The sequence below is a fragment of the Streptomyces sp. NPDC040610 genome, assembly GCF_055594065.1.
This window is the reverse complement of the sequence record NZ_JBVIXA010000003.1, coordinates 277218-301549: the sequence shown is the minus strand read 5'-3', so window position 1 is coordinate 301549 and position 24332 is coordinate 277218. Positions and strand designations below refer to the sequence as shown.

Annotated in this window: 19 protein-coding genes and 2 pseudogenes; 8 read left to right on the top strand and 13 right to left on the bottom strand. The window is 72.1% G+C overall.

From position 1 onward, the window contains the following. Nucleotides 1-67: 67 nt before the first annotated feature. The 4 genes from ACZ6AA_RS13975 to ACZ6AA_RS13960 all read right to left on the bottom strand — a co-directional run bounded on the left by ACZ6AA_RS13975 (nucleotide 68) and on the right by ACZ6AA_RS13960 (nucleotide 4188). The gene (locus tag ACZ6AA_RS13975; protein WP_468454171.1) at nucleotides 68-1087 is read right to left on the bottom strand and encodes an endonuclease/exonuclease/phosphatase family protein; all 1020 of its coding nucleotides are present in this window, start codon (nucleotides 1085-1087) and stop codon (nucleotides 68-70) included. A gap of 89 nt (nucleotides 1088-1176) precedes the next feature. Continuing rightward, a complete protein-coding gene (locus ACZ6AA_RS13970) occupies nucleotides 1177-2163 on the bottom strand; it encodes a hypothetical protein (protein WP_468454169.1) in 987 nt (328 codons plus the stop codon). Between the two features lie 118 nt (nucleotides 2164-2281). Then, nucleotides 2282-3127 (bottom strand): ABC transporter permease, encoded by an 846-nt coding sequence (locus ACZ6AA_RS13965; protein ID WP_468454167.1) that lies wholly within the window; start codon nucleotides 3125-3127, stop codon nucleotides 2282-2284. Next, nucleotides 3124-4188 (bottom strand): ATP-binding cassette domain-containing protein, encoded by a 1065-nt coding sequence (locus ACZ6AA_RS13960; RefSeq protein ID WP_471458106.1) that lies wholly within the window; start codon nucleotides 4186-4188, stop codon nucleotides 3124-3126. The genes ACZ6AA_RS13965 and ACZ6AA_RS13960 overlap by 4 nt, the downstream gene beginning before the upstream one ends. A gap of 227 nt (nucleotides 4189-4415) precedes the next feature. Here ACZ6AA_RS13960 and ACZ6AA_RS13955 point away from each other — a divergent pair, with 227 nt between their 5' ends. After that, complete coding sequence (locus ACZ6AA_RS13955; protein WP_468454163.1) at nucleotides 4416-4811, top strand: hypothetical protein; 396 nt, start codon at nucleotides 4416-4418, stop codon at nucleotides 4809-4811. Nucleotides 4812-4917: 106 nt separating this feature from the next. Here the strand turns inward: ACZ6AA_RS13955 and ACZ6AA_RS13950 are convergent, their stop codons facing one another. Further along, entirely contained in the window at nucleotides 4918-6222 is a 1305-nt protein-coding gene (locus ACZ6AA_RS13950) for an SGNH/GDSL hydrolase family protein (protein ID WP_471458104.1), read from the bottom strand. Nucleotides 6223-6456: 234 nt separating this feature from the next. Between ACZ6AA_RS13950 and ACZ6AA_RS13945 the strand changes: the two genes are divergently transcribed. Beyond that, a complete protein-coding gene (locus ACZ6AA_RS13945; protein WP_471458102.1) occupies nucleotides 6457-7365 on the top strand; it encodes a LysR family transcriptional regulator in 909 nt (302 codons plus the stop codon). A 31-nt stretch (nucleotides 7366-7396) separates the two neighbouring features. Here the strand turns inward: ACZ6AA_RS13945 and merB are convergent, their stop codons facing one another. The 3 genes and pseudogenes from merB to ACZ6AA_RS13930 all read right to left on the bottom strand — a co-directional run bounded on the left by merB (nucleotide 7397) and on the right by ACZ6AA_RS13930 (nucleotide 9445). After that, nucleotides 7397-8017, bottom strand: a complete 621-nt coding sequence (gene merB / locus ACZ6AA_RS13940; protein ID WP_471458100.1) for an organomercurial lyase — start codon at nucleotides 8015-8017, stop codon at nucleotides 7397-7399. Between the two features lie 152 nt (nucleotides 8018-8169). After that, a pseudogene (locus tag ACZ6AA_RS13935) lies at nucleotides 8170-8580 on the bottom strand (DUF7144 family membrane protein); the annotation flags it as partial. A gap of 109 nt (nucleotides 8581-8689) precedes the next feature. Next, the gene (locus ACZ6AA_RS13930; RefSeq protein ID WP_468454156.1) at nucleotides 8690-9445 is read right to left on the bottom strand and encodes a TetR/AcrR family transcriptional regulator; all 756 of its coding nucleotides are present in this window, start codon (nucleotides 9443-9445) and stop codon (nucleotides 8690-8692) included. 178 nt (nucleotides 9446-9623) lie between these two features. Here ACZ6AA_RS13930 and ACZ6AA_RS13925 point away from each other — a divergent pair, with 178 nt between their 5' ends. Both ACZ6AA_RS13925 and ACZ6AA_RS13920 read left to right on the top strand, forming a co-directional pair. After that, nucleotides 9624-11222, top strand: a complete 1599-nt coding sequence (locus tag ACZ6AA_RS13925; protein WP_468481595.1) for an MFS transporter — start codon at nucleotides 9624-9626, stop codon at nucleotides 11220-11222. A 430-nt stretch (nucleotides 11223-11652) separates the two neighbouring features. Further along, nucleotides 11653-13641: an FUSC family protein gene (locus ACZ6AA_RS13920; protein ID WP_468481594.1), complete on the top strand. Its 1989-nt coding sequence runs from the start codon at nucleotides 11653-11655 to the stop codon at nucleotides 13639-13641. A 188-nt stretch (nucleotides 13642-13829) separates the two neighbouring features. On the opposite strand, the gene ACZ6AA_RS13915 is transcribed toward ACZ6AA_RS13920, so the two are convergent. The 4 genes from ACZ6AA_RS13915 to snpA all read right to left on the bottom strand — a co-directional run bounded on the left by ACZ6AA_RS13915 (nucleotide 13830) and on the right by snpA (nucleotide 17141). Beyond that, the gene (locus tag ACZ6AA_RS13915; protein WP_468454150.1) at nucleotides 13830-14246 is read right to left on the bottom strand and encodes a hypothetical protein; all 417 of its coding nucleotides are present in this window, start codon (nucleotides 14244-14246) and stop codon (nucleotides 13830-13832) included. 173 nt (nucleotides 14247-14419) lie between these two features. After that, nucleotides 14420-15598 carry a helix-turn-helix domain-containing protein gene (locus ACZ6AA_RS13910; RefSeq protein WP_468454148.1) on the bottom strand — a complete coding sequence of 393 codons (1179 nt, stop codon included), beginning with the start codon at nucleotides 15596-15598 and terminating at the stop codon, nucleotides 14420-14422. Between the two features lie 106 nt (nucleotides 15599-15704). Further along, a complete protein-coding gene (locus ACZ6AA_RS13905; protein WP_468454146.1) occupies nucleotides 15705-16346 on the bottom strand; it encodes an HAD family hydrolase in 642 nt (213 codons plus the stop codon). A 114-nt stretch (nucleotides 16347-16460) separates the two neighbouring features. Next, nucleotides 16461-17141 carry a snapalysin gene (gene snpA / locus ACZ6AA_RS13900; protein WP_468454144.1) on the bottom strand — a complete coding sequence of 227 codons (681 nt, stop codon included), beginning with the start codon at nucleotides 17139-17141 and terminating at the stop codon, nucleotides 16461-16463. A gap of 209 nt (nucleotides 17142-17350) precedes the next feature. Here snpA and ACZ6AA_RS13895 point away from each other — a divergent pair. Together ACZ6AA_RS13895 and ACZ6AA_RS13890 are read left to right on the top strand one after the other, a co-directional pair. Beyond that, nucleotides 17351-18274, top strand: a pseudogene (locus ACZ6AA_RS13895) (LysR family transcriptional regulator); the annotation flags it as partial. 472 nt (nucleotides 18275-18746) lie between these two features. Continuing rightward, nucleotides 18747-19985 (top strand): hypothetical protein, encoded by a 1239-nt coding sequence (locus ACZ6AA_RS13890; protein ID WP_471458096.1) that lies wholly within the window; start codon nucleotides 18747-18749, stop codon nucleotides 19983-19985. 86 nt (nucleotides 19986-20071) lie between these two features. Here the strand turns inward: ACZ6AA_RS13890 and ACZ6AA_RS13885 are convergent, their stop codons facing one another. Continuing rightward, the gene (locus ACZ6AA_RS13885; RefSeq protein WP_468454140.1) at nucleotides 20072-22189 is read right to left on the bottom strand and encodes a PhoX family protein; all 2118 of its coding nucleotides are present in this window, start codon (nucleotides 22187-22189) and stop codon (nucleotides 20072-20074) included. Nucleotides 22190-22697: 508 nt separating this feature from the next. Between ACZ6AA_RS13885 and ACZ6AA_RS13880 the strand changes: the two genes are divergently transcribed. Both ACZ6AA_RS13880 and ACZ6AA_RS13875 read left to right on the top strand, forming a co-directional pair. Beyond that, nucleotides 22698-23885 carry a VWA domain-containing protein gene (locus ACZ6AA_RS13880; RefSeq protein ID WP_471458094.1) on the top strand — a complete coding sequence of 396 codons (1188 nt, stop codon included), beginning with the start codon at nucleotides 22698-22700 and terminating at the stop codon, nucleotides 23883-23885. A gap of 103 nt (nucleotides 23886-23988) precedes the next feature. Then, nucleotides 23989-24318 carry a trypco2 family protein gene (locus ACZ6AA_RS13875; RefSeq protein ID WP_468481590.1) on the top strand — a complete coding sequence of 110 codons (330 nt, stop codon included), beginning with the start codon at nucleotides 23989-23991 and terminating at the stop codon, nucleotides 24316-24318. The last annotated feature ends 14 nt before the right edge of the window (nucleotides 24319-24332 follow it).

Below are 24332 nucleotides of genomic sequence, written 5' to 3'. Positions count from 1 at the left end.
CCCGGGGCCCAGGGGCGAAGCCCCGGTTTCGGGAAGGGGTGGGATTGGGGAGCCCCCGGCAAGGCTCTCAGCCCCCGTCCCGATGCAACGTCAAGTCCACCAGCAAGGCCCGATGATCCGTGTCCCCGATCTCCAGGAACCGCGCGTCGTGCGCGGCGAAGTCGCCCGAGGCCAGCACATGGTCGATCTGCGCCCCGAACGGCCGCGGCAGCACCGTGGGCCAGCTCGGGGTGCGGGATGCCCCGGAAAGGCGGGCAGCGTCACGCAGCCCGGCATCGAGGACCCGGCGGAACGCCGCGTGGTCCTGCGTGGCGTTGAAGTCCCCGGCGACGATCGTGGGCCCGTCCCCCGCGGCGGCGTAGTCCCGAAGCCGCCCCAACTCGGCCCGCCACCGCCCGAGGTCCCCCGGCGTCGGCGGCATCGGATGCGCGAGCTGCACCCGTACCGGAATCCCCTTCACCTCGGCCACCGCCCCCGGCATCCCCAGCGTCCCCCGCACCCCGGCGGCCTCCTTCAGCGGCACATTGCTGAGGATCACCGAACCGTCGGCCCCGTCGTCCCCGGCGGAGGCGACGGCCGCCCGGTAGGGGTACGCGGAGTCCGGCAGCGCGTCCCGCAGCTTCCGGTCGCACGCCCGATCGCACTCGGAGACGAAGACGAGGTCCGGCTTACGCTCCCGTATCGCCTTGATCAGCCCCGGCGTACCGCGTCCGAACTCGACGTTGGACGCGAGCACCCGCACCTCGGCGACGGGCGGCCCGTCCGGGTCGGACAGCTTGCCGTACGGCTCGATGAACCAGGCGAGTCCGGCGAGTACGGCCACGGCCCAGACCAGGCCGACGCGCCAGCGTCCGAGGGCGGCGAGCAGCAGCCCGGCGGCGGCGGGCACGAGGAGCCACGGCAGGAAGGCGAGGACCTGCGGTATAGGCGTGACGGCGTCGGTGTCGGCGATGCGGCACCCGAGGACGGCGCTCACGCCGACGAGCAGGATCCCGGCGCTCCAGGCGGCCACCCGGTGGCTCCGCGGCCGCCGCTCGTCCACATAGCCGTCGAACTCGGCCTCGGGGGAGGTGGGCGCTGCCGCCACGTGCTCCAAGGTTCGCCCTTCCGTCACCGGGGCGGCGGGGCTGTCACCGGCACGCCCGCACTCGCCACGTCCTCAGAACAGATCCTCCCTCAGGGACGCGGAGGGGCGGGAGCGGGGTTGCGCGAGGGCGGGGAGTCCGCGGGGCGGGGGGCGCCGAAGGGGGCGGATTCGCTGGTCGCGGAGGGGGCACGGGCTTCGTTCGAACCCCCACCAGTCGCAGCCGACCCCCCGTCACCGCCAACCCCCCACCCCACCCGCCCGCTCACCCAAGCCCCCACCCCCACCGCGACCCCCACTCCCACGATCACCCATGACGCTGTGCGCAGGGTGGCGGTGAGGGCGTCGTAGACGGCGCCCGCGGCGGCGCGGGAGACGTCTGGGGGGAGGTCGTCGAGGGTGAGGCCGCGGCCGAGGGCGATGGCGGCGGTGAGGGTGGCGGCGCCCAGGGCCGTGCCGAGGGCGGTGGCGGTGACGGCGCGGCGGCGGCGTACCGCGAGGAGGATGCCGCCCGCGGCGAGGAGCACGGCGGTGACGGGCAGCCAGAGACCGGCGACCTGGAGCATGCGGAAGCCCTTCCGGAAGTGGCTGAGGTCCTGCGCCTTCATGACGGTGACCTCGGTGTGCCGCACCGGGATGCGGCTCGCGAACGGCGTGCCCTCCTCGGTGAGTTGCCGTTTGACCTGCTCGGTGATGGGGGCGAGGTCGATGGTGACGGCGCCGTCGGAGTCATGGGTGAGGGCGGACTGGACGGCGTCGTGGGCGGCCCGGTTGGCGGCGTTCCACGCGGCCTGGAAGGCGCCGGTCTCGGTGAAGGAGTGCACGGCGTCGCGGACGAAGGAGGCGACGGTGGACCGCAGCGGACCGGCGTCGATCTCCTTCATCACGGAGTCCGTCACCGCGTCGGCGACGGAGGCGCGGACGTCGGGGTCGGAGGCGAGGGGCGCCATCGTGGCGACGTACGCGTCGGTGTCCTCGATCTCGTACTTCGCCCAGGTCGAGACCGTGCCGAGGGGGACGAGCAGGCAGGCGAGGACGAGCAGCACGGCGGACAGGGCGGCGCGGGGACGTCGGAGCACGTCCTCAAGGCAAGACCCCGGGCGCGTGGGCCGCGACCGGGGTCACTGCATATGGGGGCAGGATTCCCCGCCTTTGTGGGACGGCGACGGCGCGCCGCCGAAGGTCCGCCCCGTACGGCTACTTGCGGTTGTACAGCCGCATCGTGACCGGCCCGAACACCGCCACGAGCAGCCCCGCCCAGCCGAGGCTCCAGGCGATGTCGGCGCCGGGCCAGTCGCCCGCCATCAGGCCGCGGACGGCGGAGGCGACGTGCGTGACGGGGTTGTTGTTGACGAAGGCCTGGAGCCAGCCCGGCATGGTCTCGGGCTTCACGAAGATGTCGCTGAGGAAGGTCAGGGGGAACAGCACCATCATGCTGACGCCCATGACGGACTTCTCGGTGCGCAGCAGCAGCCCGAACATCGTCCACACCCAGGAGAAGGCGAACGAGAAGACGAGCAGCAGGAGTACGCCGCCGAGGACGCCGAGCGCGCTGTCCGGGCGGAAGCCCAGGATGATGCCGACGGTGAGCATCACGGCGGACGCCATCGCGTACCGCAGGGCGTCGCCGAGGAGATAGCCGACCAGCGTCGAGGGCCGCCAGATGGGCAGCGAGCGGAAGCGGTCGAAGACGCCCTTCTCGATGTCGGTGTTGACCGAGACGCCCGTGTACATCGTGATCATGACGACGGACATCACCAGGATGCCGGGGAGCAGGTACTGGATGTACTCGCGCGGGGATCCGGCGAGCGCCCCTCCGAAGAGGTACGTGTACATCAGCACCATCATGATCGGGAACGCCGTGACGTCGAACAGCTGCTCCGGTACGTGCTTGATCTTGAGGATGGCGCGCCAGCCGAAGGTCAGGGACGTGGAGAGGGCGCTGGGGCGCGGCGGCCGCTCCTTGGCGATGAGCAGTTCGGCCAGGGACTCCGTGCGGACGGGCGCGAGGTCCTGGGCCTCGGTGGTGGTCGCGGTGCTCATCGGGAGACCTCGGCTTCCTTCAGGTCCTGCGGGGTGTCCGGGCCGCCGCCGTCGGGGGAACCGGGTGCGCTGGTGTGGCCGGTCAGGGCGAGGAACACCTCGTCGAGGCTGGGCTGGCCCAGGGAGAAGTTGTCGACGGTGATGCCGGTGCGGGCCAGTTCGGCGAGGGCCCGGGAGGCCTGCTCGGCCGCGCCCCGGCCGTTCGCCGGGCCGCCGCCGACGCGGGCGGTGAGCGCGACCGGGTCGGGTTCGAGCTGGACCCGGGCGTCGAGCGCGAGGCGCAGGACCTCCTCGGCCTGGGGGCGCTGCTCGGCGTGGCGCAGGCGGACGTGCACCGAGCCCGCGCCGACGGACGCCTTCAGCTCGCCCTTGGTGCCCTCGGCGATGACCTTGCCCTTGTCGATGACGGCGATGCGGGCGGCGAGCTGGTCGGCCTCGTCCAGATACTGCGTGGTCAGGAGCACGGTGGTGCCGTGGCCGACGACCGCGCGGACGATGTCCCAGACCTGGTTGCGGCTGCGCGGGTCGAGACCGGTGGTCGGCTCGTCGAGGAACAGCAGGTCGGGGGTGTTGAGGATGGACGCGGCGATGTCGATGCGCCGCCGCATGCCGCCCGAGTAGTTCTTGACCTGGCGGGACGCGGCGTCGCCGAGGCCGAAGGCGTCGAGGAGCTGTTCGGCGCGGCTGTACGCGGCCTTCCTTCCGTGGCCGGTCAGACGGGCCAGGAGCACCAGGTTCTCGGTGCCGGTGAGGTCCTCGTCGACGGAGGCGTACTGCCCGGTGAGGCTGACCAGGCCGCGGACGGTGTCGGCGTCGCGGACCACGTCGTGGCCGAATACATGCGCCTCGCCGCCGTCCGGGCGCAGGAGCGTGGCCAGCATCTTCACGGTCGTCGTCTTGCCCGCGCCGTTCGGCCCGAGGACCCCGTAGACCGTTCCTGCCGGTACGGCGAGGTCGACGCCGTCGACCGCGCGGTTGTCGCCGAAGACCTTCACCAGGCCCGTGGTCTCGATGGCCAGGCCACCGGGCCCGGAGCCCCGGTGCGGCTGCTTGCTGCTCATGTCCCTGCGCCCTCCGATTGCGGATCGTCGGCCGCTCGTCGGCTGCTCGGCTGCGGCTCGTCATGAGGGGAGACCGGGCCCGTGGCGGAAACTCATCGCCGAACGGGTGGCCGATTCCCAGAGTGGCACGGGCTCCGGTGGAGCGCGGGGTCGAACGGGTGTTTCCTTGATGGGACGCCGCAAGGCGTGCGCAGTACACCGCAAGGCGTGAGCAGAGAGGAGCCGTCATGGCTCACACCGCACACGGAGCGCCCGGCACCCCCACCCTTCCCGGCATCCGCGCGCTCACCGGCACCTGGGCGGGTCCCGCCCTCCTCGCCGTCGTCTACGGCCTCTGGGCCGCCGCGAACCACCGTGACGGCGGACCGATCACCGGCGGAAACGTCCTCTTCGGCGTGGTCTCGGGCGTCGCCTTCGGCGCGCTCTACGTGGCCGTGCGCCGCCTCGCCCCCGCCCTGCCGCGCGAGCTGCGCGCCGCGGCCTGGGCGACCTTGGCGGGCGTGTCCTTCGGCTTCCTGTACAGCCTCACCGACGCGAGTGTGCTGCGGTCGGTGGGGATGGCGGGGGTGGTGGCCGCGAGCGTGTTCGCGATGACGTTCTACCGCTTCTACACGCGGGAGTGACCGTACGGTCCCGCGGTCCGGGCATTCCGGAGGGCCCGGGCACGACGGAGCGGCCGGGGCGGACCAACCGCCCCGGCCGCGCGCGCCGCCGTGCTCAGCCGGGCTCTCAGAGCGAGCCGAGGTCGACGGCCCGCGCCATCGCCGCGTACCCGGCGTCGTTCGGGTGCAGGTGGTCGCCGCTGTCGTACGACGGCCGGATCCGCTCGGGGTTCTTCGGGTCGGCGAGGGCCTTGTCGAAGTCGACGTAGCCGTCGTACTCACCCGACGTGCGCACCCACTCGTTGAACTTGTCGCTGACCGCCGCGGCGCGCTCGCCGTAGTGGTCGGAGCCGCCGAGCGGGAGCAGCGTCGCGCCGACGGCCTTCAGGCCCTTGTCGTGGGCGGCGCGGATCAACTTGCGGTGCCCGGCGATGAGTTCGTCGGCGCTGACGATCGGCGCGGGCTTGTAGGTGGGCTTGTCGGTCTCGCTGAAGCCGATGTCGTTGAGGCCTTCGAGGATCACGACGGTGCCGACGCCGGGCAGGTCGAGGGCGTCGCGGCCGATGCGCCCGGTGCCCTTGGCGCCGTACCAGGCCGAGTCGTTGAGGACCATGTTGCCGCCGATGCCGGAGTTGACGACGGGCCGGGGCTCGCCGGACTTGGCGAGGCGCTCGGCGAGCGCGTCGGACCAGCGGCGGTTGAGGTCGGTGGAGGAGGCGAAGCCGTCGGTGATGGAGTCGCCGAAGAGGACGACGCCGTCCCGCTTCGAGGCGTGCCCGCCGTCCTTGCGGCTGTCGGCCACGTCCACGCCGGACAGGTAGTACCAGGACTCGGTCGACTCCTTGAAGGCCTCGGCGCCGGTGTCGCGGGTGTGGTCGCCGTCGGCCCGGTAGCTGGTCGCGAAGGCCTGCGAGTGGAAGGTGGCGGGCCCGGTGGTGCGGGCCAGGTGCAGGGTGACGGTGACGGACTCGAAGCGGTCCAGGTCGAGTCCGGCGGCGTCGCTGGAGAGCTGGCCGCCCGCCGGGACGGTCACCGACTTCTTCCCGCCGAAGGTCAGCGTGCGCACCGAGCCGCGCTCGACGCCCGCGCCCTTGCCGCCCTCGGTGCGGGCGACGGTGGCGCTCGCGATGTGCAGCGGGGACGCGCCGTAGGCGTTGGAGAGGCGGATGCGGGCTCTGTCGCCCTTCTCGGTCACGCGGACGACCTGCCGCACGGTCTGGTTGTCGAAGCCCGCCTCGGACCAGTTGGCCTTGAAGCCGGTGCTCGGCCGCTGCGGCGAAGCGGCCCAGGCGGCGGACCAGGCGACCCCCTTCCCGGCCGCGTGGCGGCCTTGGCCCGCGCCGCCGTCGGAGGCCTGGGCGACGGCGACAGCGGTCCCGGCGGTGACGGCGAGGGCGACAGCGACGGCGAGGGTGCGGGTACGCGAAAACATGGGGTGCTCCTGGAGGTTGGCACGGCGGCACCGGGTTCTCCCGGTTCCTGAGCCGGTGCGGCGGGCTTGCCGCTCCGACTCCTCAAAGATCCGCCGATCGCACGGGACCATCAACGGCGATCCGTGAAACGATCTCGACGCCGAGGCTTATCGATGCAGGTCGGACGGGCGGGGAAGGATGCGAGGGCCTGCCGGTGTTGCCGTTCTCAGGCCTTACGCAAGGGGGAGCGAGCCATGGAACGCCAGGAACTGCAGACCTTTTTGACCCTCGCCGAGGAGTTGCACTTCGGCCGCACCGCCGAGCGTCTGCTGCTCTCGCAGGCGCGGGTCAGCCAGACCGTGAAGAAGCTGGAGCGCAAGATCGGCGCCCCGCTCTTCGAACGCACCAGCCGCGTGGTGCGGATGTCCCCGCTGGGACGGCAGTTGTACGACGAGCTGGCGCCGCTGCACCACCAGATGGAGGAGGCCGTGGCCCGCGCCAAGGACCAGGCGCGCGGCATCGACGGGGAGTTGGGCGTCGGCTTCCTCGGCTCCGGGGCCGGGTCGCTCACGCAGCCGATCCTGAAGCTGTTCCGGGAGCGGTGCCCCGGGTGCGAGGTGCGGATGCGCGAGACGCAGTTCCAGGATCCGCTGGGGGCGCTGCGTGCGGGCGACATCGACGTGCTGTTCACGTGCCTGCCGGTGGAGGAGCCCGACCTGACGGTGGGCCCCGTCGTCATCACCGAACACCGTGCCCTCGCCGTGCCCGTCGGCCACCGCTTCGCCGGCCGGACCTCCCTGTCCTTCGAGGAGTTGGCGGGCGAGACGTTCTTCCGGGTGGCGGGCGGCGCGCCCGCGTACTGGTGGGACTTCCATGTGCCGCCGCGCACGCCGAGCGGCCGTGAGATCCGCCGCGGGCAGGCGGTGGCGACGTTCCAGGAGCTGATGACCCTCGTCGCCACGGGGCAGGGGGTATCCCCGGTCATCGCCTCCGTGGAGACGTACTACGCGCGGCCGGACGTCGTGTTCGTGCCCGTGCACGACCTGCCGACGGCGGATGTGGCGCTGGTGTGGCGGACCGGGAGTCAGGGGTCCCGCGGGGACGCGTTCATTCGGACGGTGCGGGACGTCCTTGCCGCGAACGGGGGGCCTGCGGCGTTCTAGACCGCCGGTCCCACGCGGCCACCCGCCCTGGTCAGAACAGGTCGGCCAGGCGCTTGGCGACCGTCCAGGCCTCCGTCGTCGAGCACACCGCCAAGTCCGTGTCCTGGAGGGTCGCGTCCGTCGCCAGGGCCTCGCTGGCGTAGAAGTTGACGCGGTCGCAGAAGACCTCGCGGATGTCGGCGCCGGTGGCCGGGGCCAGGGTCACGGCGGCCGTGGCGGGGTGGACGTCGCGGACGCCGGACGGGGTGACGGTGGCGTGGACGGGCTCGCCGGTGGTGGCGCAGCGGGAGCTGATCCGGGAGACGGACTCGTCGAGGACGACGGGGAACATCAGGGCGTCCAGGGCGCACCAGCCGCGTACGGTGCGGCCGCGCAGCTCCATGGAGTGGGGGCGGTCGGCGTTCAGGGAGACGCCCGCGCCGATGATGTTGCCGTCGGGGTCGGTCTCCAGGCGGAAGTCCATGGCCTCGAAGCGGGGCAGGACCTCGTGCGGCGGCCAGCCGAGCATGCGCCCGGCCCGCTCGCGGGTGAGCGGGCCGAGTTCGAGCAGACCGTCGACGATCTTCACGCCCGCGGCGCGGAGCCGCGCGCCCTGCGGCGAGGTCCACTTGGCGACGAGCTGGTCGCCGAGGGCGGCGGCGGGCGGGTTCACAGGCCGGGGGCCGCGCCGGGACGGTCCGCGCCAGGACGGTCCGCGCCGGGACGGTCCGCGCCAGGACGGTCCGCGCCGGGACGGTCCATGCCGGGATGATCCGCATCGGGACGATCCGTACCAGGACGATCCGCACCCGACCCGTTCGCCGCCGACCCGTCCGTGCACAGCGCCCAGATCACGAACATGCCGAGCGCGATCGAGACGAGCGCCCACAGGGGTGTGTACGGCAGCCACAGGAACTGGGCGACGATGCTCACCGCGGCGAGCCCCACGCCCGCGCCCCGGGCCCACTCCATGCCCTTGAGGACGCCCCACCCGGTGACCGCGACCACGATGCCGAGCACCAGGTGGACCCAGCCCCAGGTGGTGAGGTTGAACTTGTAGACGTAGTCGCCGAGGCGGGCGTACACGTCGTCCTTCGCGATGCCCGTGATGCCCGCGAGGACGCCGAGGACGCCGTTGACGAGCATCAGGACACCGGCGAACAGGGTGGGGCCGGAGACCGCGGATGCGGTGCCGCGCCGTGCGTCGCGCTGTGCGTCGCGCTGTGCAGAATCCATGGTCCGAGCCTCTGGCGCGGCCGGACGAAGGGCCAGGTGGGGCGGGCCATTCGGGGCGCCGACCGCACGCGGACCGCACCCCCGCCCGGGCCTGCCCCCGGCCGGGGTCCTAGCCCCTGCGCTGGGCCTCAAGGCCGTCCAGGATGCAGTCGAGCCCCTGGTCGAAGTTGCTGCGGCGGGTCTCGCCCACGCCGCCCGAGGTCTGCTCGGCGTGCAGGCGCCGCATGCGCGGGTAGGGCGCCATGGCCTGCTCGGCGATCGACGCCATCCCCGCGAGCCACTCGTCCTCGCTCTGGCCGCTGCGGGCGAGCGCCGTCATCCAGGCGGCCTCGGTGGCGGCGATGCCGAGGACGTACGACCAGATGGTCTTGAGCGCCATCTCGCCCTGGTCCAGGTCGAAGCCGCCGGACTCGAAGAGCTCCAGCATGTCCTCGGTGAGCCGCATCATGTTCGGCCCCAGGTACGACATGCCCATCTCGCCGAGCACGGAGGCGATCCAGGGGTGCCCGAGGATCGCCGAGCGCACGTTGTTGCCGCACTCCAGGGCGGCCGCGCGCCACTCGGCGCGGGAGGCGGCCTTCGGCACCTCGATCTCGCCGTAGACCTGGTCCACGACCAGCTCGATCAGCTCGTCCTTGTTGGACACGTGCGTGTAGAGCGAGGTGGCCCCGGCGTTCAGGCGGGTGCCGAGCTTGCGCATGCTCAGCGCCTCGATGCCGTCGGCGTCGAGCAGGGCGACGGCCTCGGCGACGATCTGGTCGCGGCTGAGCGCGGGCTGCTCGCGGCGTGAGCGCGGCGGACGGGTCCACACGGATCCGGTCGACGGGTCGGACGACGGCTTGGTCGGCTGCGCGGCGCGTGGCATGCGGCCACCCCTTTTCTGCTCGGCGAGTGCGTCTCGTCGCCTCCACCCTAGCGCAGCGGGCGCACGCCGTTCGGGGGTTGCGAACACTGTGCGGCGTACGTACAGTGTGCGGAGTCGGCGAACGCCGTGCGGAAGTGCGCGTGAATCACTCGTGAATCACCCATTGGGGAGGTCCGGAATGGACGGGTCGGAAACGAAGGCAGCGGCCGCGAAGGCGGTGGCGCGGGATCCGAAGCGGTGGCTGATCCTGGTCGTGCTCTGCCTGAGCACGCTGGTCCTGGTGGTCGACAACATGGTGCTGACCGTGTCGGTCCCGCCGATCGCGGAGGACCTGGACGCGAGCGCCTCGGACCTCCAGTGGATCCTCGACTCGTACATGCTGGTGTTCGCCGGACTCCTGCTGACCTCCGGATCGCTCTCGGACCGGTTCGGGCGCCGCAAGGTGATGATCATCGGCCTGGTGCTGTTCGGCGCGGCCTCGCTGCTCGCCACGGTCGCCGACTCGCCCGAGCAGCTGATCGCCGGACGCGTCCTGATGGGCGTCGGCGGCGCGCTGATCATGCCGAGCACCCTGTCGATCCTCATCACCGTCTTCGACGAGGACGAGCGGCCCAAGGCCATCGCGGCCTGGAGCGCCGTGGCGATGGTCGGCCTCGTCGGCGGACCGGTCCTCGGCGGCGCGCTGATCGGTCACTTCTGGTGGGGCGCCGTCTTCCTGATCAACGTCCCGATCGCCGTGCTCGCCATCGTCGCCGCGGTCGTCCTGATGCCCGAGTCCAAGGGGCCCTGGCGCAAGGCCGACCCGGTCGGCATGATCCTGTCGGTCGTCGGCATGGTGGCCCTCGTCTGGACCATCACCGAGTGGCCGAAGGTGGGTCTTGAGGACCCGAAGGTGTACGTCGCCGCGATCGTGACCGTGCTCTGCCTCGTCGGCTTCGGCTTCTGGGAGACCCGCGTGGCCGAGCCGATGGTGCCGCTGTCCCTCTTCCGCAACCGCGTCTTCACCGGGGCCAGCTTCTCCATCGTGCTCCTGACCTTCGCCAACGGCGGCCTGATGCTGGTCCTCAGCCAGTACCTCCAGTTCGTCCTTGAGTACTCCCCCACCGACACCGGCTGGGCCTTCGCGCCGCTCGCCATCGCCTCCCTGATCTTCAACACCCTCGGCGCCACGCTCGGCCAGAAGGTCGGCAACCGCGTGATGGTGGCCCTCGGTCTGACCATCACCGCCGCCGGGTTCTTCACCCTCACCACGCTCCAGCCCGGTGACGGCTTCGGCATGGTCACCGTCGCCATGGTGCTCATGGGCATGGGCGGCGGCCTGGCGATGCCGGCCGCGCAGGCCGCCCTCATGGGCGCCGTCCCCGCCGAGCACGCCGGCGTCGGCTCGGCCCTCAACGACACCGTCCAGCAGGCCGGCGCGGCCCTCGGCGTCGCCGTCCTCGGCTCCATCCTGTCCCACACGTACGGCAACGAGATGCCCGCCGACGTCCCCGGCAAGGCCGACGAATCCATCGTCGAGGCCTTCGCCGAGGCCGCGCGCACCGGTAACACCGCCCTCGTCCACACCGCCCGTGACGCCTTCACCGAGGCGATGTCCACGAGCTTCGTGGTCGGCGCCGTCGGAGTCCTCGTCGCCGCGGCCCTCTCGCTGCTGCTGATGAAGGACCGCACCCCCACAGACGCGGTGGTGGCCCCTGAGGCCGGTACGGAATCGGTGGGTGCTGCCGCGCCCGCCGCCGACGAGGCCGCTGCCACGGCCCCGAAGCCCGGCCTCTGAGCCCACGGCCCCGGGCCCCGTGCCCGGGCCCACCGCACCGACGGCCGCCCCGCGCTCTCCCCGCGCCGGGCGGCCGTCGCCGTCCCGAGCCGGGGGGAACCCCACGACGGGCTCTTCCCCACCCACCCGCCCCACCTGTCCACAGCCTGACCAACAGCCCGGCACCCACAGCCTCACCCCACCGGCACCCACGGCCCCACCCCACCGACGCCTACCGGCCCGCCCCGGCGAAGTCTCAGCCCGTCCGGCGCTTGAGGACGAGGCGCGGAGCGCCGATCGGCGGTGCCCCCGTCCCACCCGGAGGGGAGTCCCACCCGCGGGGTCCAGGGGCGCAGCCCCGGTTTCGGAGAAGGGGTGGGACTGGGGCGCCCCCGCGAGGGCACCCCACCCGCATCGCCCCAGCTCACCCACCCCCGGCGATAATGGCCCCATGCGGCACCGCACCCTCACCCCTCCCGACTGGCTGGTCAGGTCGCTCAAACCGCAACCCGCGCCCATTCCGTGGGCGGCCGTCACCCGGGCGGCGATCGGAATGTCGCTGCCCCTGGCGATCGGCACGGCGGCAGGGAAACCGACGTACGGCGCACTGGCGGCGATGGGCGCCCTGTCGGGCGTGATCGGCGACACGGCGGACGCGTACCGCATGCGCATCCTCAACATCGCGGTACCCCAACTGTTCGGCGCCCTCGGCGTCACCCTGGGAGCCCTCGTCTTCGGCCACGGCTGGACGGCGGTGGCAGCGGTGACCCTGGTCGCCCTGGTCTCCGGGATGATGTCGACGATCGGCGCGGTCGCGTCCGTATCGGGACTGTTGCTGCTGCTCAACTGTGTGATCGGGGCGGGCCTCCCGCTCCCCGGCGAGTGGTGGCTGGCACCGGCGTTGATGACGGGCGGCGGCCTCCTGGTCCTCGCCCTGGCCCTCCTGGCATGGCCCCTGCGATCGGGCGTACCGGAACGCGCCGCGGTCGCCGCGACGTACCGGAACGCCGCCGCCCTCCTGGACGCCGCGGGCACCGGCGACGGCGACGACGAGGCGTACGACCGGGCCCGCGCGGCCGTCACCGCGTCCCTCAACCAGGCCTACGACCTGGTCCTCGCCCGCCGCACCCGCGACCACGGACGCAGCCCCGACCTGGTCCGCCTGATCGCCGAACTGAACGCCGTCACCCCCGTCGTGGAGGCCGCCCCGGTCGCCCACCGGTACGGCGAGAAGCTCCCGCCCGAACTCCCCGCCGCCATGCGGGAGCTGGCCAAGGCCGTGGAGCGCGGGGAACGGGGCGAACGCGGCGAAGGCACCGGCTACGCGGACCTCGGCCTGCCCGAGGAACTCCCCGAGCCGCACGGCGCCGCCGCCCGCGCCGTGCACCACGCCCTGCGGCACGCCGCCGACACCCTCGCCGACCCCGACCCGCTCACCGTCGTGCACGCCGAGGACCGCCTCGGCCGCCCGGCCGCACTGCGGGTCCGCGCCCGCCGCGCCACCCGCAACGTCATCCTCTCCGGGGCGTCCTGGCGCTACGGCCTGCGTCTCGCCCTGTGCATCGGCATCGCCCAGGCGCTGGTGTCCCTCATCGACGTACCGCGCTCGTACTGGGTGGCCCTGACCATCACGTTCGTCCTCAAGCCCGACTTCGGCTCGGTGTTCTCGCGGGCGGTCCTGCGGGCGCTCGGCACGGCGGTGGGCCTGGTCGTGGCGGCAGCCGTCCTCTCGGCCGTGGAACGCGGCTGGTGGGACGTCCCCGTGGTCCTGGTCCTCGCGACCCTCATCCCGGCACTCACCCCACGCGGCTACGGCTACCAGACAGCCGCCATCACACCCGTCATCCTGCTGCTGTCCGACGTCCTCAACCACCAGGGCTTCGGGCTCGTCGTGCCGCGCCTCGTCGACAGCCTCATCGGCTGCGCCATCGCCCTGGTCGCCGGTTACCTCCTCTGGCCGGAGAGCTGGCACACCCGCATCGGCGACCGCCTGGCCGACGCCGTCTCCGACACGGCCCGCTACGTCGAATGCGCCTTCGGCCCCGGCTCCGACGCCACCGCCCCGGCCGCCCGGGCCCGCATGCGCCGCCGCCTCTACCGCGACCTCTCCGACATCCGCACCGAGTTCCAGCGCGCCCTCACCGAACCCCCGCCGACCGGCGCGCGTGCCGCCGCGTGGTGGCCCCTCGTCGTGGCCGTCGAACGCATCGTCGACGCGACGACCGCGGCGCGGGTACGGGTACGACACGGCGCCGAGGCGCCCGGGGCCGGGGAAGTCGGGGAGGTCTCGCGCCAACTGAGCGAACTGGCCGAGGCCCTGCGCGAAGTCGAAGTCCTCGTACCGGTACCGGTGGAGTTCACCGGCTCCAAGGACAGCGTCCTGGAGCCGCTGCGCCAGGAGGTCGGCGCGGCCCGCGCGGTGGCGTCACCCCGGGGGTGAGGCAGCACCCTCCCCAGCGCTTTCGCGCAGGCAGGACCGCTGCGCCGCTCGCTGTTCCTGACGCAGGCGGGCACCCTCGCAGCAGTCCATCTCGCCCTGGCAGTCGGCGCAGTTGTCCACGTGCCGGAGGCAGGCCTCGTACGCCTCCTGGACCTGCTGATCAAGGTGAGACGCAGGCAGCGGGAGGTTCATCGACCCGCTCCCGTCTCCGCCGTCCCGGCGACGGCGAGGAGCGCGGCAAGGTGAGCCGTGTCGCACAGGCCGCCTCGGCGAAACGGCCGGACCACCCAGTACGTGACCGGTGAGACCTGCTCACCGACACGCGGCACAGCCAGATACGTGCCCGCGCCGAGACGATCCTCCGCGCCCGCCCATTCCGCGTCCAGGGCCACGAGTACGTAGTACGTGCCCTGTCCCGTCCTCGTGTTACGGATGACGGGTCCGTGCAGCCACTCGCCGAGTGTCCCCGCCACCACTCTCGGTTCGTCGCTGCCTACCGCAGCGTGGATGCGCGACGCCGGGACGCGTACAGCGTCGAATCGCGCGCCGAGCGGCAGCAGCGCCACTCCGTGGTTCGCCCACTCCGCCATGGCCTGCCGCGGCACCGGGTGTGCCTTCGCAAGCCAATCGCAAACCGCACCTCTGTCAGGCGTCGGTGTACCGGTGCCCATGCCGTCCATGTGCGGCTCCCTCCCATGCCGGTGGACAGATCATGGGTTCCGGGAAGGGCGGCCAGGGACACAGGCTGTGTCCCTGGAATTCCCCCGGGAGGCTGACGTCACACGGCTCCGGTCCACGCCGCGAAGCGGGCCAGGCTCTCCTCGTCGACGCGCCTGAGCCGCAGCAGCGTGCCCGCCGTCTCCCTCGCCCACGGGTGCTCGCGGGTGTGCTGGGGTGCGATGGCGCGGGCCGTCTTGAGGGAATCGAAGGCGTCGTCCATACGCCCGCCCCACAGTTGGGCGCGAGCAAGCTCGATCCAGAAACCGGAGCGGCGTTCGGCGGGAAGATCGACGGACGGGTTCCACGACTCGGCCACCGCGAAGGCGCGGTCCACGTGGTCGGGACCGAGGCTCACGGCCACCGACACCTCGTGGATGCGCACGCTTTGGGGTCCAAAGGCCGTGCCGAGATAGGTGCCTTCTGGAACTGTGTCCCCCAGCCTGCGGGCCTCCGCCAGATGGAGTTCGGCCGCTGCCGCGTCTTCGGCACGGCCCGCGATGACGGCGGCGCGCATGTGGAGTGCCCCGCGACAGGCCCTCGCCTCGTCTGTACCGAAGGCAGGGGCGGCGTCGACGGCGGCCTCCAGTGCGCGCAGACCGGCCGTGTGAGCGCGGGCCTTGAAGAAGGTCTCGGTGCGTACATAGGCGACGCACATGGTGAGGAGCGGGTCGCCGAGGTGACCGTCGGCCCACCGCATCAGCTCGATCAGACGGGCCGACAGGTCACGCGCGCCGTACTTGTAGGCGAGTGCGTCCGCAGTGCGCGCCGCAGCGGCCACGAGGCGGGCGGCCTGCTGCCGCTCGGCACCGTGGGACGTGTGGAGGAGCGCGAGCGTATCGGCCAGGAGTTCCGGGACATGACGGGCGATGAGGCCGTACTGCGCGCCGAGCCGCCAGTTCACCGCTTCCGACGTGGCTGCCTGCAGTTCGAGAAGGCCGCGCCTCGGTGACAAGACGTCGATGTCGTACGCGGCGATGCTCTGCGAGATGGCCGGCAGGGCGGCGTGGACACGGCGCTCGGTGCCGGTGTGGCCACGTTCCAGTCGGGTCGCGTCGACACCCAGTGCTGCCGCGATCGACTCAAGGGCGTTGTCGCTGGGCGTGCGGCGTGCCTGCTCGATCTTCTTGATCTCCGACAGTGAAAGATAGCTCGCTCGGGCAAGGTCGGCCTGGGTGAGGCGCTTGGCCCTGCGGGCCGCCGCGATGCGCAGGCCGATGTGGTCGGTGGGTGCAGGCATGGCTGGCTCCGTTCAAGGCATCCCCCTCGAACGGTACTCATGCGGCCTCATACGGGATATGCGATCAGCCGCACCCGACCCGCAGGACACGTAGGGGTATTTCGAGTCAGCCGGGGACGATCCGCAGTAGGTCCAACAGCCCGTTGATCCTGTAGTCGACAGCCGCCACCACCTGAGGATCGTCCGCCCAGAGGTGGCCCCACGGGCCCCGGCGGAGGTGCGCGGTGCGCAGCCCCGCCCGGCGAGCCGGGAAGACGTCGTTCTGCGGGTGATCGCCGACGTACAGCACCTGCTCGGCCGGAACACCCGCCGCCTCGACGACGCGGGAGAAGAACCGTGGGTCCGGCTTGGCGACGCCCCACTCGCCGGAGGTGGCGATCAGGTCGGCGGGCAGGTCGAGGCCGCGCAGCAACTCCCCTGCCTTCACAGTCTGGTTACCGGCGACAATGATCTGGATGCCCTGCTCACGCAGTGCTGCGAACGCGGGGCGGACGTCGTCGTACACATCCGTCTCGTCGAGGTACTCGCCGCGTCCGGCCGCCTCACGGGCGTCATAGGCGGACCTGATGTCGATACCCGGCTGGATCAGTCGCAGCGCTTCGGCATTGTCCTTGCCCTGAGCGACGACAGCACCCACGATCGCCGACACCGTGTGCCGTGGCACGTGGAACCAGTCAGCCCAGGCTCCCCAGTAACGGTCGTCCCGGACAAGGGTCTCGCCGACGTCGAAAGCGATGGTGTGGATCATCCCGGTCAGCGTACGCGTACACGACGCGCCGCCCGCTTCGCGAAACCTGGGGTGAAGCACCGGTCTCACGAAACGGGCGGCGTCGGGGAAGGGTCAGGTCAGGCCGACACGGAGTCAGCCCTGCTTCTGGACCTGCTTCATCGCCTTGGCAAGGCCATTCGCCCACAGCTGGTTGACGCGGGCGCGCTCAGCCGCGTTGGGCTGGGCGTTCTGGCAGGACGTGCCGGGGCCGCCGCCCGACATCAGCTCGGAGCACGGGCCCCGGTAGTTGTCGGGAAGACCGAGGACGTGACCGGTCTCGTGGGCGGTGACGCGGGTGGAGTTGTACTGCTGGTTCTGCCGGTAGTCGAGGAAGATGTAGCCACGACCGTGGCCGTCGGTGCTCGCGTACGAACCACGCGGGTCGTTGCCCTCGCGGTACGAGAAGCTCGCACCACTGGTGCCCTGCTGGAGCTTGACGTTGGTGACGGCGGCGTTCCATATGGAGGTGGACGACGCGATCTGCTGACGGAAGGACGGAGCCTGCGAGGCGTTGTACGTCACGGTGACGGCCCTGGCGCCCGGGTTGGCGGCGCGCTTCTCGGCGACGGCCTTGACGACCGCCTCGAAGAACGCCTTGTTCGCGGCGGCCTCTTCACCGGAGCCCTGGTAGCGGGCGACGGAGGCGGCCGTGGACACCGAGGACTTCTCGGCACCGGCCCGGGGGGAGTCGGCGGCCGAGGCGACGGTCGACGTTCCGAGCGCGGCGGCGGCGAGGCCGAGGGCGGCGGCGACGGACAGATAACGCTTGTGCATGTGGGGGGCTCCCTACTCGTTCGGTGAAAGGTGAACGTTTCGGTATCCGTGAGTGTCGGGGAGCCACGGCGCCTGCGGATGATGGCAGATGGCGATAGGGCGGTGCTATCGCCGCACATCCGGACACCGGTCATACGTGCCAACTCGTGGGGGTCCGTAGGGGTTTGGGAGGCTGGTGTGAGCACGTCAGCCGTTCTAGTCTCACGCCCATGGAGCTCGAGGTCAGGCATCTCCGCGCACTCTGTGCCATCGCCGACACCGGAAGCCTGCACAAGGCCGCCCGCCAACTCGGCATGAGCCAGCCCTCCCTGACCACCCAGCTGCGCCGCATCGAGCACGCCGTCGGCGGCCAGCTGTTCGCCCGCGAGCGCACCGGCTGCCGCCCCACCCCCCTCGGCCGCGTCGTCCTGAGCCGCGCCCGCCCCCTGGTCGTGGAGATGCGCGCCCTGGTCACCGAAGCCCGGGCCACGGCCGCCCGCGCCGAGGACGGCACCCCGCACCTGCGCATCGGCTCCACCGCGAGCCGCGCCATACCGGGCTGGCTGCGCCGCCTCCGGCACCGTATGCCGGGCACCGAGACCTCCCTCCAGATGGACGTCTCCGCGAACGCGCTCCTGCAAATGGTGGCCGCCGGTCAGCTTGACATCGCCTTCGTCCACGAGGTCGAGGGCTGTCCACTGCGCCTCCCCGACGGGCTGCGCGCACGCGTCCTCGTCGACCGCGAACCGCAGTTCGTCTCGCTCGCCGCCGACCATCCCGCGACCCGCAAGGACGTCGTCCACCTCACCGACCTCGCCGCCGACCGCTGGATGGTGGACCCGACGGTCGACGGCGAATGGGACGGACTGCAAAGAGTGCTGCGGGAGGCCGGGCTCAACCCGCGCGTCCTGCACGGCGATTACCTCACCGCCGCCACCCTGGTCGCCACCGGCGAGGTCGTCACCGTCTGCCAGCCCACCTCGGTGGCGAGACCCGACATGGCCGTCAGACCCCTGTACGGCGATCCGCTCGGCGTCCGCCTCCTGGTCGCCGCCCGCACGACGGCGGAGCTCGACGCGGTCTACGGCGAGCTGGAGTCCGCGTACTGGGAGGCCGCCGCGGAGGCCCCCGCCTACCAGGACTGGCTCCTCGGCGGCAGAGGCGGCAGAGGCGGCAGAGGCGGCGGCAGAAGCGAGGACGGACTCGCCGCGAGACACGACGAGAGATACGGCGGCACGAGATACGACGACGCGAGATACGGCGACGGGCGAGGCACCGCCCCTGCCCCGGTGCCGGTCCCCGTGGCGATACCGGTCTCCCTTCCGACCCCGACCCCGACCCCCGTCACCGCCCCGGTCGCGGTCCCTGTCACCGCCCCGCTCCCCACCCCCGCCCCACCCCCGGACCTTGGTCCCGCAGCTTCTCAGGACCTTCGCCCCACCCCCCTCTAGAACCCACCTGACCTGCGGTTTTCACCGTTTTACGGTTCCGCGTCACGGTATCCGGCCGGTTGTTACGTTCCCTACGGATGACGCACACATGGCGCCCGTAGCTTCATATCCGTCGCCACCGCAAAGGGGCACAAAGACGGACAGTACGTAAGCCAGCCACGAGGGAAGTCACGCCATGCGCGCCACCCGACGCACCATCCGCACCGCCGCCATCGCCACCGGCGCGATCGCCGCGCTCGCCGTCCCCACCACCGCGGCGTTCGCGGACGCACCGTCCGCCCCGCGGTCCCATGTCGCCCCGGACGACGAGGGCGCCCCCGCGCCGAAGCCGGACGGCGAGGTCACGCCGCCCCCGAAGCCCGACGACGAGGTCACCCCGACGCCGGGCCCGGACGACAAGACGACGCCCGACGACAAGACGACGCCCGACGACAAGACCGGCCCCGACGACAAGACCGACCCCGACAAGCCGGTCCCCGGCGGCTGGGAGTCCAAGGGCACCGTCTCGCTGGGCGGCGGCTGGACCGCGGACGTCGAGGTGAACGCCTCCGCGCGTGCCGCCAAGGCGCAGCTCTCCCTCGACGGCACCCCCAAGGGTTCCCTGAACGCCGACGGCGCCGCCGCGAGCACGAAGATCGACGGCTACACCTTCACGCTGGCCGCGGACGGCTCCGTCACCAAGTCCGGCAGCGGCGACCAGGACAACCGCGACAAGGACAAGCCGGTGCCCGGCGGGTGGGTGTCCAAGGGCACCGTCTCCCTCGGCCACGGCTGGACCGCCAAGGTCGACGTGAACGCCTCCGCCCGCAGCGCCAAGGCCCAGATCTTCCTGAACGGCAAGGCCAAGGGCTCCGTGCAGGCGTACATCAAGCCCGCTTCCACGAGGATCGGCGGCTGTGTCTTCACACTCACCGCCGACGGCACCGTCACCAAGACCGGCAAGCCGACCCCGCCGAAGCCCAAGCCGCAGCCCGCGAAGAAGCGCACCTTCGTGCGCGAGTACACGAACCTCGGCAGGACCGGCTTCGACGCCAAGGTCTACAAGACCAAGGGCGGGTACGAGGCCGACATGATCGCCAAGTCCCCGAGCGGCGGCAAGAAGATCGTCTGGGACACCCTCAAGCAGCACGGCAACAAGGCCGCGTACGGGCAGCACAACGGCGCCCACTTCGTCCTCAACCCCGACGGCACCATGAAGGGCTGGGTCGAGGGCCGCGCCGGCGGCAGCGGCGCCAAGCCGACCACGCCGACCGGCTCCACCAAGGTGCCGCAGGGCGGCGTCAAGGCGGGCGCCGACGGCGTGGGCAACGCCTCGCACGGCACCCCGCTGGTCGCCGCGGGCGGCGGCATGGCGGCGCTCGGCGCGGCGGGCCTCGGCTTCGCGATGTACCGGCGCAAGCAGCAGGACCAGTAAGCCGCGGTACGTGAATGGGGCGCCCCTCCCCCGAGGGGCGCCCCATTCACGTACTCACCGCGCCGCTGACGGACGCACGGGACGCACTAGACGCCGATGTCGCCGCCGTCCTTGCGCCACACCGACACGACCGCCGGGCGGACGATCCTGCCGGGGCCGTCGGGCCAGACGCTCGCGGGCTTCTCGACGGACGCGCCGTCGATCTCGCCCGGGTGCTGCACGGCCACCAGGACACGGCGCTCCTGGACGAGGGGGCCGCAGGTCTCCGCGCCCTTCGGCATGGTGAGGAACTGCTTCAGCTCACCGCGCCGGTCGCCCTTCGTGGCGACGCCGAACAGGCCGTCGTGGGAGCCGAGCTGGTTGCCGTCGGTGGAGATCCACAGGTTGCCGTGCGGGTCGAAGGCCACGTTGTCGGGGCAGGAGATGGGGCTGACCTTGTCCTTGGGGAAGCCCGCGAAGTACGTGGCCGGGTCGTTCGGGTCGCCCGCGACGAGGAAGAGGTTCCAGCCGAAGCGGGTGGACTCCGGGCGGTTGCGGGACTCGGTCAGCTCAAGGACCTGGCCGTGCTTGTTGAGGTTGCGCGGGTTGGCCTCGTCGGCGCCGTCCTTGCCGGGCTTGCCGCGGTCGGTGTTGTTCGTCAGGGCGACGTACACCTTGCCGCTGCTCGGGGAGGGCTCGATGTCCTCGGGGCGGTCCATCTTCGTGGCGCCGACCTTGTCACCGGCGATGCGCGTGAAGACGTACACCTCGTCGGCGGTCATGCCCTCGACGTGGGAGACGGCCTTGCCGCCCGCGTACGCGGTGGCCAGCGGGATCCACTTGCCGCTGCCGTCGAACTCGCCGTCGGACGGCAGCTTGCCCGTGCCGTCGATCTCCGCGGCCGGGGAGTCGCCGGTGAACTTGGCGACGTACAGGGTGCCCTCGTCGAGGAGCGTGAGGTTGTGCTCGCGGGCCCAGCGGGAGTTGCCCTTGGCCATGCGCTTGCTGCTGACGAACTTGTAGACGTAGTCGAAGCGCTCGTCGTCGCCCATGTACACGACCGGGCGGCCGTCGCTGGTCAGGCGGGGCTGGGCGCCCTCGTGCTTGAAGCGGCCGAGCGCGGTGCGCTTGCGCGGGACCGAGTCCGGGTCGTACGGGTCCAGCTCGACGACCCAGCCGAAGCGGTTCGGCTCGTTCGGCTCCTTGGTGAGGTCGAAGCGGTCGTCGAAACGCTCCCACTTGCGCTCGGACTCGGCCCCCGCGACGCCGTACCGCTTCAGGCGGGCCGCCTGCGTCGGGTCCGTGACCTTGTCCGCGTGCGCGAAGTACTGGTTGAAGTTCTCCTCGCCGTGCAGCGTCGTGCCCCACGGGGTGGTGCCGCCCGAGCAGTTGTTGAGCGTGCCGAAGACGGTGACGCCGCGCGGGTCCGCCTTCGTGCGGACGAACTCGCTGCGGGCGGCCGGGCCGGTGAGGTGGAACTTGCTGGTGACGGTCAGGCGGCGGTTGAGCTGGTGGCGCGGTACGGCGCGCAGGGCGCCGCTCCTGCGCTCGCCCTCGACCACGACCACGGACAGGCCGTGCGCCGCCCAGGCGATCTCGACCTGCTCGCGGGTGGGGTTCTTGGCGTCGTAGCCCTTGAACATCAGGATTTCGTCCGTGTACTCGTGGTTCGCCACGAGGACCTGACGTCCGTGCTCCTCGCCGTGCTTCTCGCCGCGCAGCGGGAGCAGGCTGAGGAAGTCGTTGTTGTAACCGAACTGGCCCGCCTGGGCCTTCGCGGTCTGCTTGTCCGCGTCGAACGCCGGGGCGCCGCGCAGGATGGGCTCGCCCCAGCGGATCACGACGTTCTGGCCGTAGCCGCCGGGGACGGTGACCGTGTCGGCGGTGTTCGGGGCGACCGGGGTGAAGCGGAGGCCGCGGGCCGCCTTTTTGCCTCTGCGTTTCGCCTCGGCGGCGGTGGCGGCCCCGGCGGCCTGTGCCTCGGCCGCGCCCGGGCCGAGGGCGAGGCCGCCCGCGGCGGAGGCCGCGACGGTCACCACGGCCGCGGCGCGCATCATCGAGCGGCGGCTCAGGGCTCCGGCTATGACGTCACCCATGTACTCGTTGTCGCTGGTGTTGGGCACCGGGTGGAAGCAGGCGTCGCCGCAGCGGAACCGGCACGTCATGGCCGAGCGGCCGCCGGAGCCGCCCGGGTGAGAGGTGATCAGGGGCAGCAGCTTGCGCACGGGGTCCTCCATGGGTGGCCGGTTGACGGCGCTTTGGCTTCTTTTTGCCGGTGATTCCGGCTGGAGGCTAGGGGTGGCGGCCAGCTCCACGGGGGACTGCGGGTGAACGGCGGGTGAATCCGTGTCAGGCCCGGCCCGTCTGCCCGCCCCGAGCGGCGGCCGCTAACCTTACGTGTCCCTCATGGCCAGGGGCTGGCTCCGGGAACAAGTCATGCGAAGGGTTGCGCACATGGGCATTCTGGGACGTCTGCGAGCCGTCTTCCGACGGTCTTCTGCCGCTACGGTGCCCGAGGGGGCCTCTACGGTGTCCGAGGGGGCCTCGGGGTCGGCCTCGGCGGTGCCCACAGGGGCCTCTGCGGTGTCCGAGGAAGCGTCGGCCTCCGCGGTGCACGCCGAGGCGGCCGCGGCGTCGACTGTGGACAGCTCTGCGGCCGGTATGTCTGACGCCGGTACGTCGGGGAGTGTGCCCCGGGCGGGGGGTGTCAGGCCGTCGGCTGCCGAGGCGTTGGTGGCTGAGGCTTTCGACAACGTGTCGGTGCGTGTCCCGGCCCGCCGCTCCGCGGCGGATGACTCCCACCCACCCACCCGTGACTCCCAACATCAGAGTGCCCCCACGGCAACCGCCCCAGAGCCCACGGCGGACGCCGAGGCGCCCACGGATTCGGCGGACGCCGAGGCCCCGACGGAACCGGCAGCCCCCGCAGCCGCGGAAGCCAAGGCGCCCGTCCAGCCCGAGACGCAGGCCTCCGACCCCGTCGAGCCCGCGCCCACAGCCCCGGCCGCCCCGGAAGCCGACTCCCCGACGGAGCCCGCCACCCCGGCCGAGCCCACCATCCCGGCCCAGGCAGAAGCTCCGGCCGAGCCGACCAGCACCCCGGCCCAGCAGGCCCCCGCCGTCGAGCCCGACGCCGCCCCGGCGGACGAAGCCCCGGCGCAGCCGGAGCCCGCCCCGGCCCAGGCCGAGCCCGAGCCCGCCTCGGCCCAGGCCGAGCCCGAGCCCACCCCGGCCCAGCCGGAGGCCACCCCGGCCAAAGCGACCCCCGCCCTCCCCCTGGCCAAGGTGAAGGCCGCCGCCCCCACCCTCGCCACCGCGTACCGCGCCGCGGGCGCCGCCCTCCGCAAGCGTCAGCTGGAAGGCACCCGCGCCCACGTCTACCTCGTACTGGACCGCTCCGGCTCCATGCGGCCGTACTACAAGGACGGCTCCGCCCAGAACCTCGCCGACCAGACCCTGGCCCTGGCCGCCCACACGGACCCCGCCGCCACCGTCCACCTCGTCTTCTTCTCGACGGACATCGACGGCACCGCCGACCTCACCCTCGCCGGGCACGAGAACCGCGTCGACGAACTGCACGCCGCCGCGGGCCGCATGGGCCGCACCAGTTACCACCGTGCCGTCGAGGAAGTCGTCGCCCACTACGAGAAGTCGGACCACGTCGGCGAACCCGCCCTCGTGATCTTCCAGACGGACGGCGCCCCCGACACCAAGGGCCCCGCCACCCAGGCCCTGGCGGACGCCGCCCGCCACCCCCTGTTCTTCTCCTTCGTCGCCTTCGGCGACAAGGACGCCAAGGCCTTCGACTACCTCCGCAAGCTCAAGGCGGACAACGCCGCGCACTTCCTCACGGGCCCCGACCCGAGGGAACTCACCGACAAGGAGCTGTACGAGGGCGTGCTCGCGTCCTGGCGTCCGTAGCGCGCGGCACCCGGCTCGCCGACTTCATGGCGTCAACACCCTTGTTTCCGTATCGTGTTGGCGTTTCCACGCGAGGAGAGCGAGCAGCGAGGGGGAGCGCGGCATGGCTGGTGGTGCCCTGGGTGGTGGACATCCCGGCGAGGACGAGTGGCTCGACCTCGCCGACGCCCTCGACCTGCTGCGCGGGCAGATCGGCGAGGCCCAGCGCCGCGCCCGCACCGCCGACGTGCGGTTCGACGTCGAGGCGATCACCGTCGACTTCGAGGTCGAGCTGGGGCGCACCCGGGGCGGCTCCGGGGGCCTGCGCTTCGGGGTCGTCCAGGGCGACGGACGGCAGGAGAACACCCGCCGCGCCACCCAGCGGGTCAGCCTGACCCTCAAGCCCCGCACCGCCGCCCGCGGCGACGTGTCCATCGGCGATGTGGAGCCTTGATCGGGTCCTGGCCG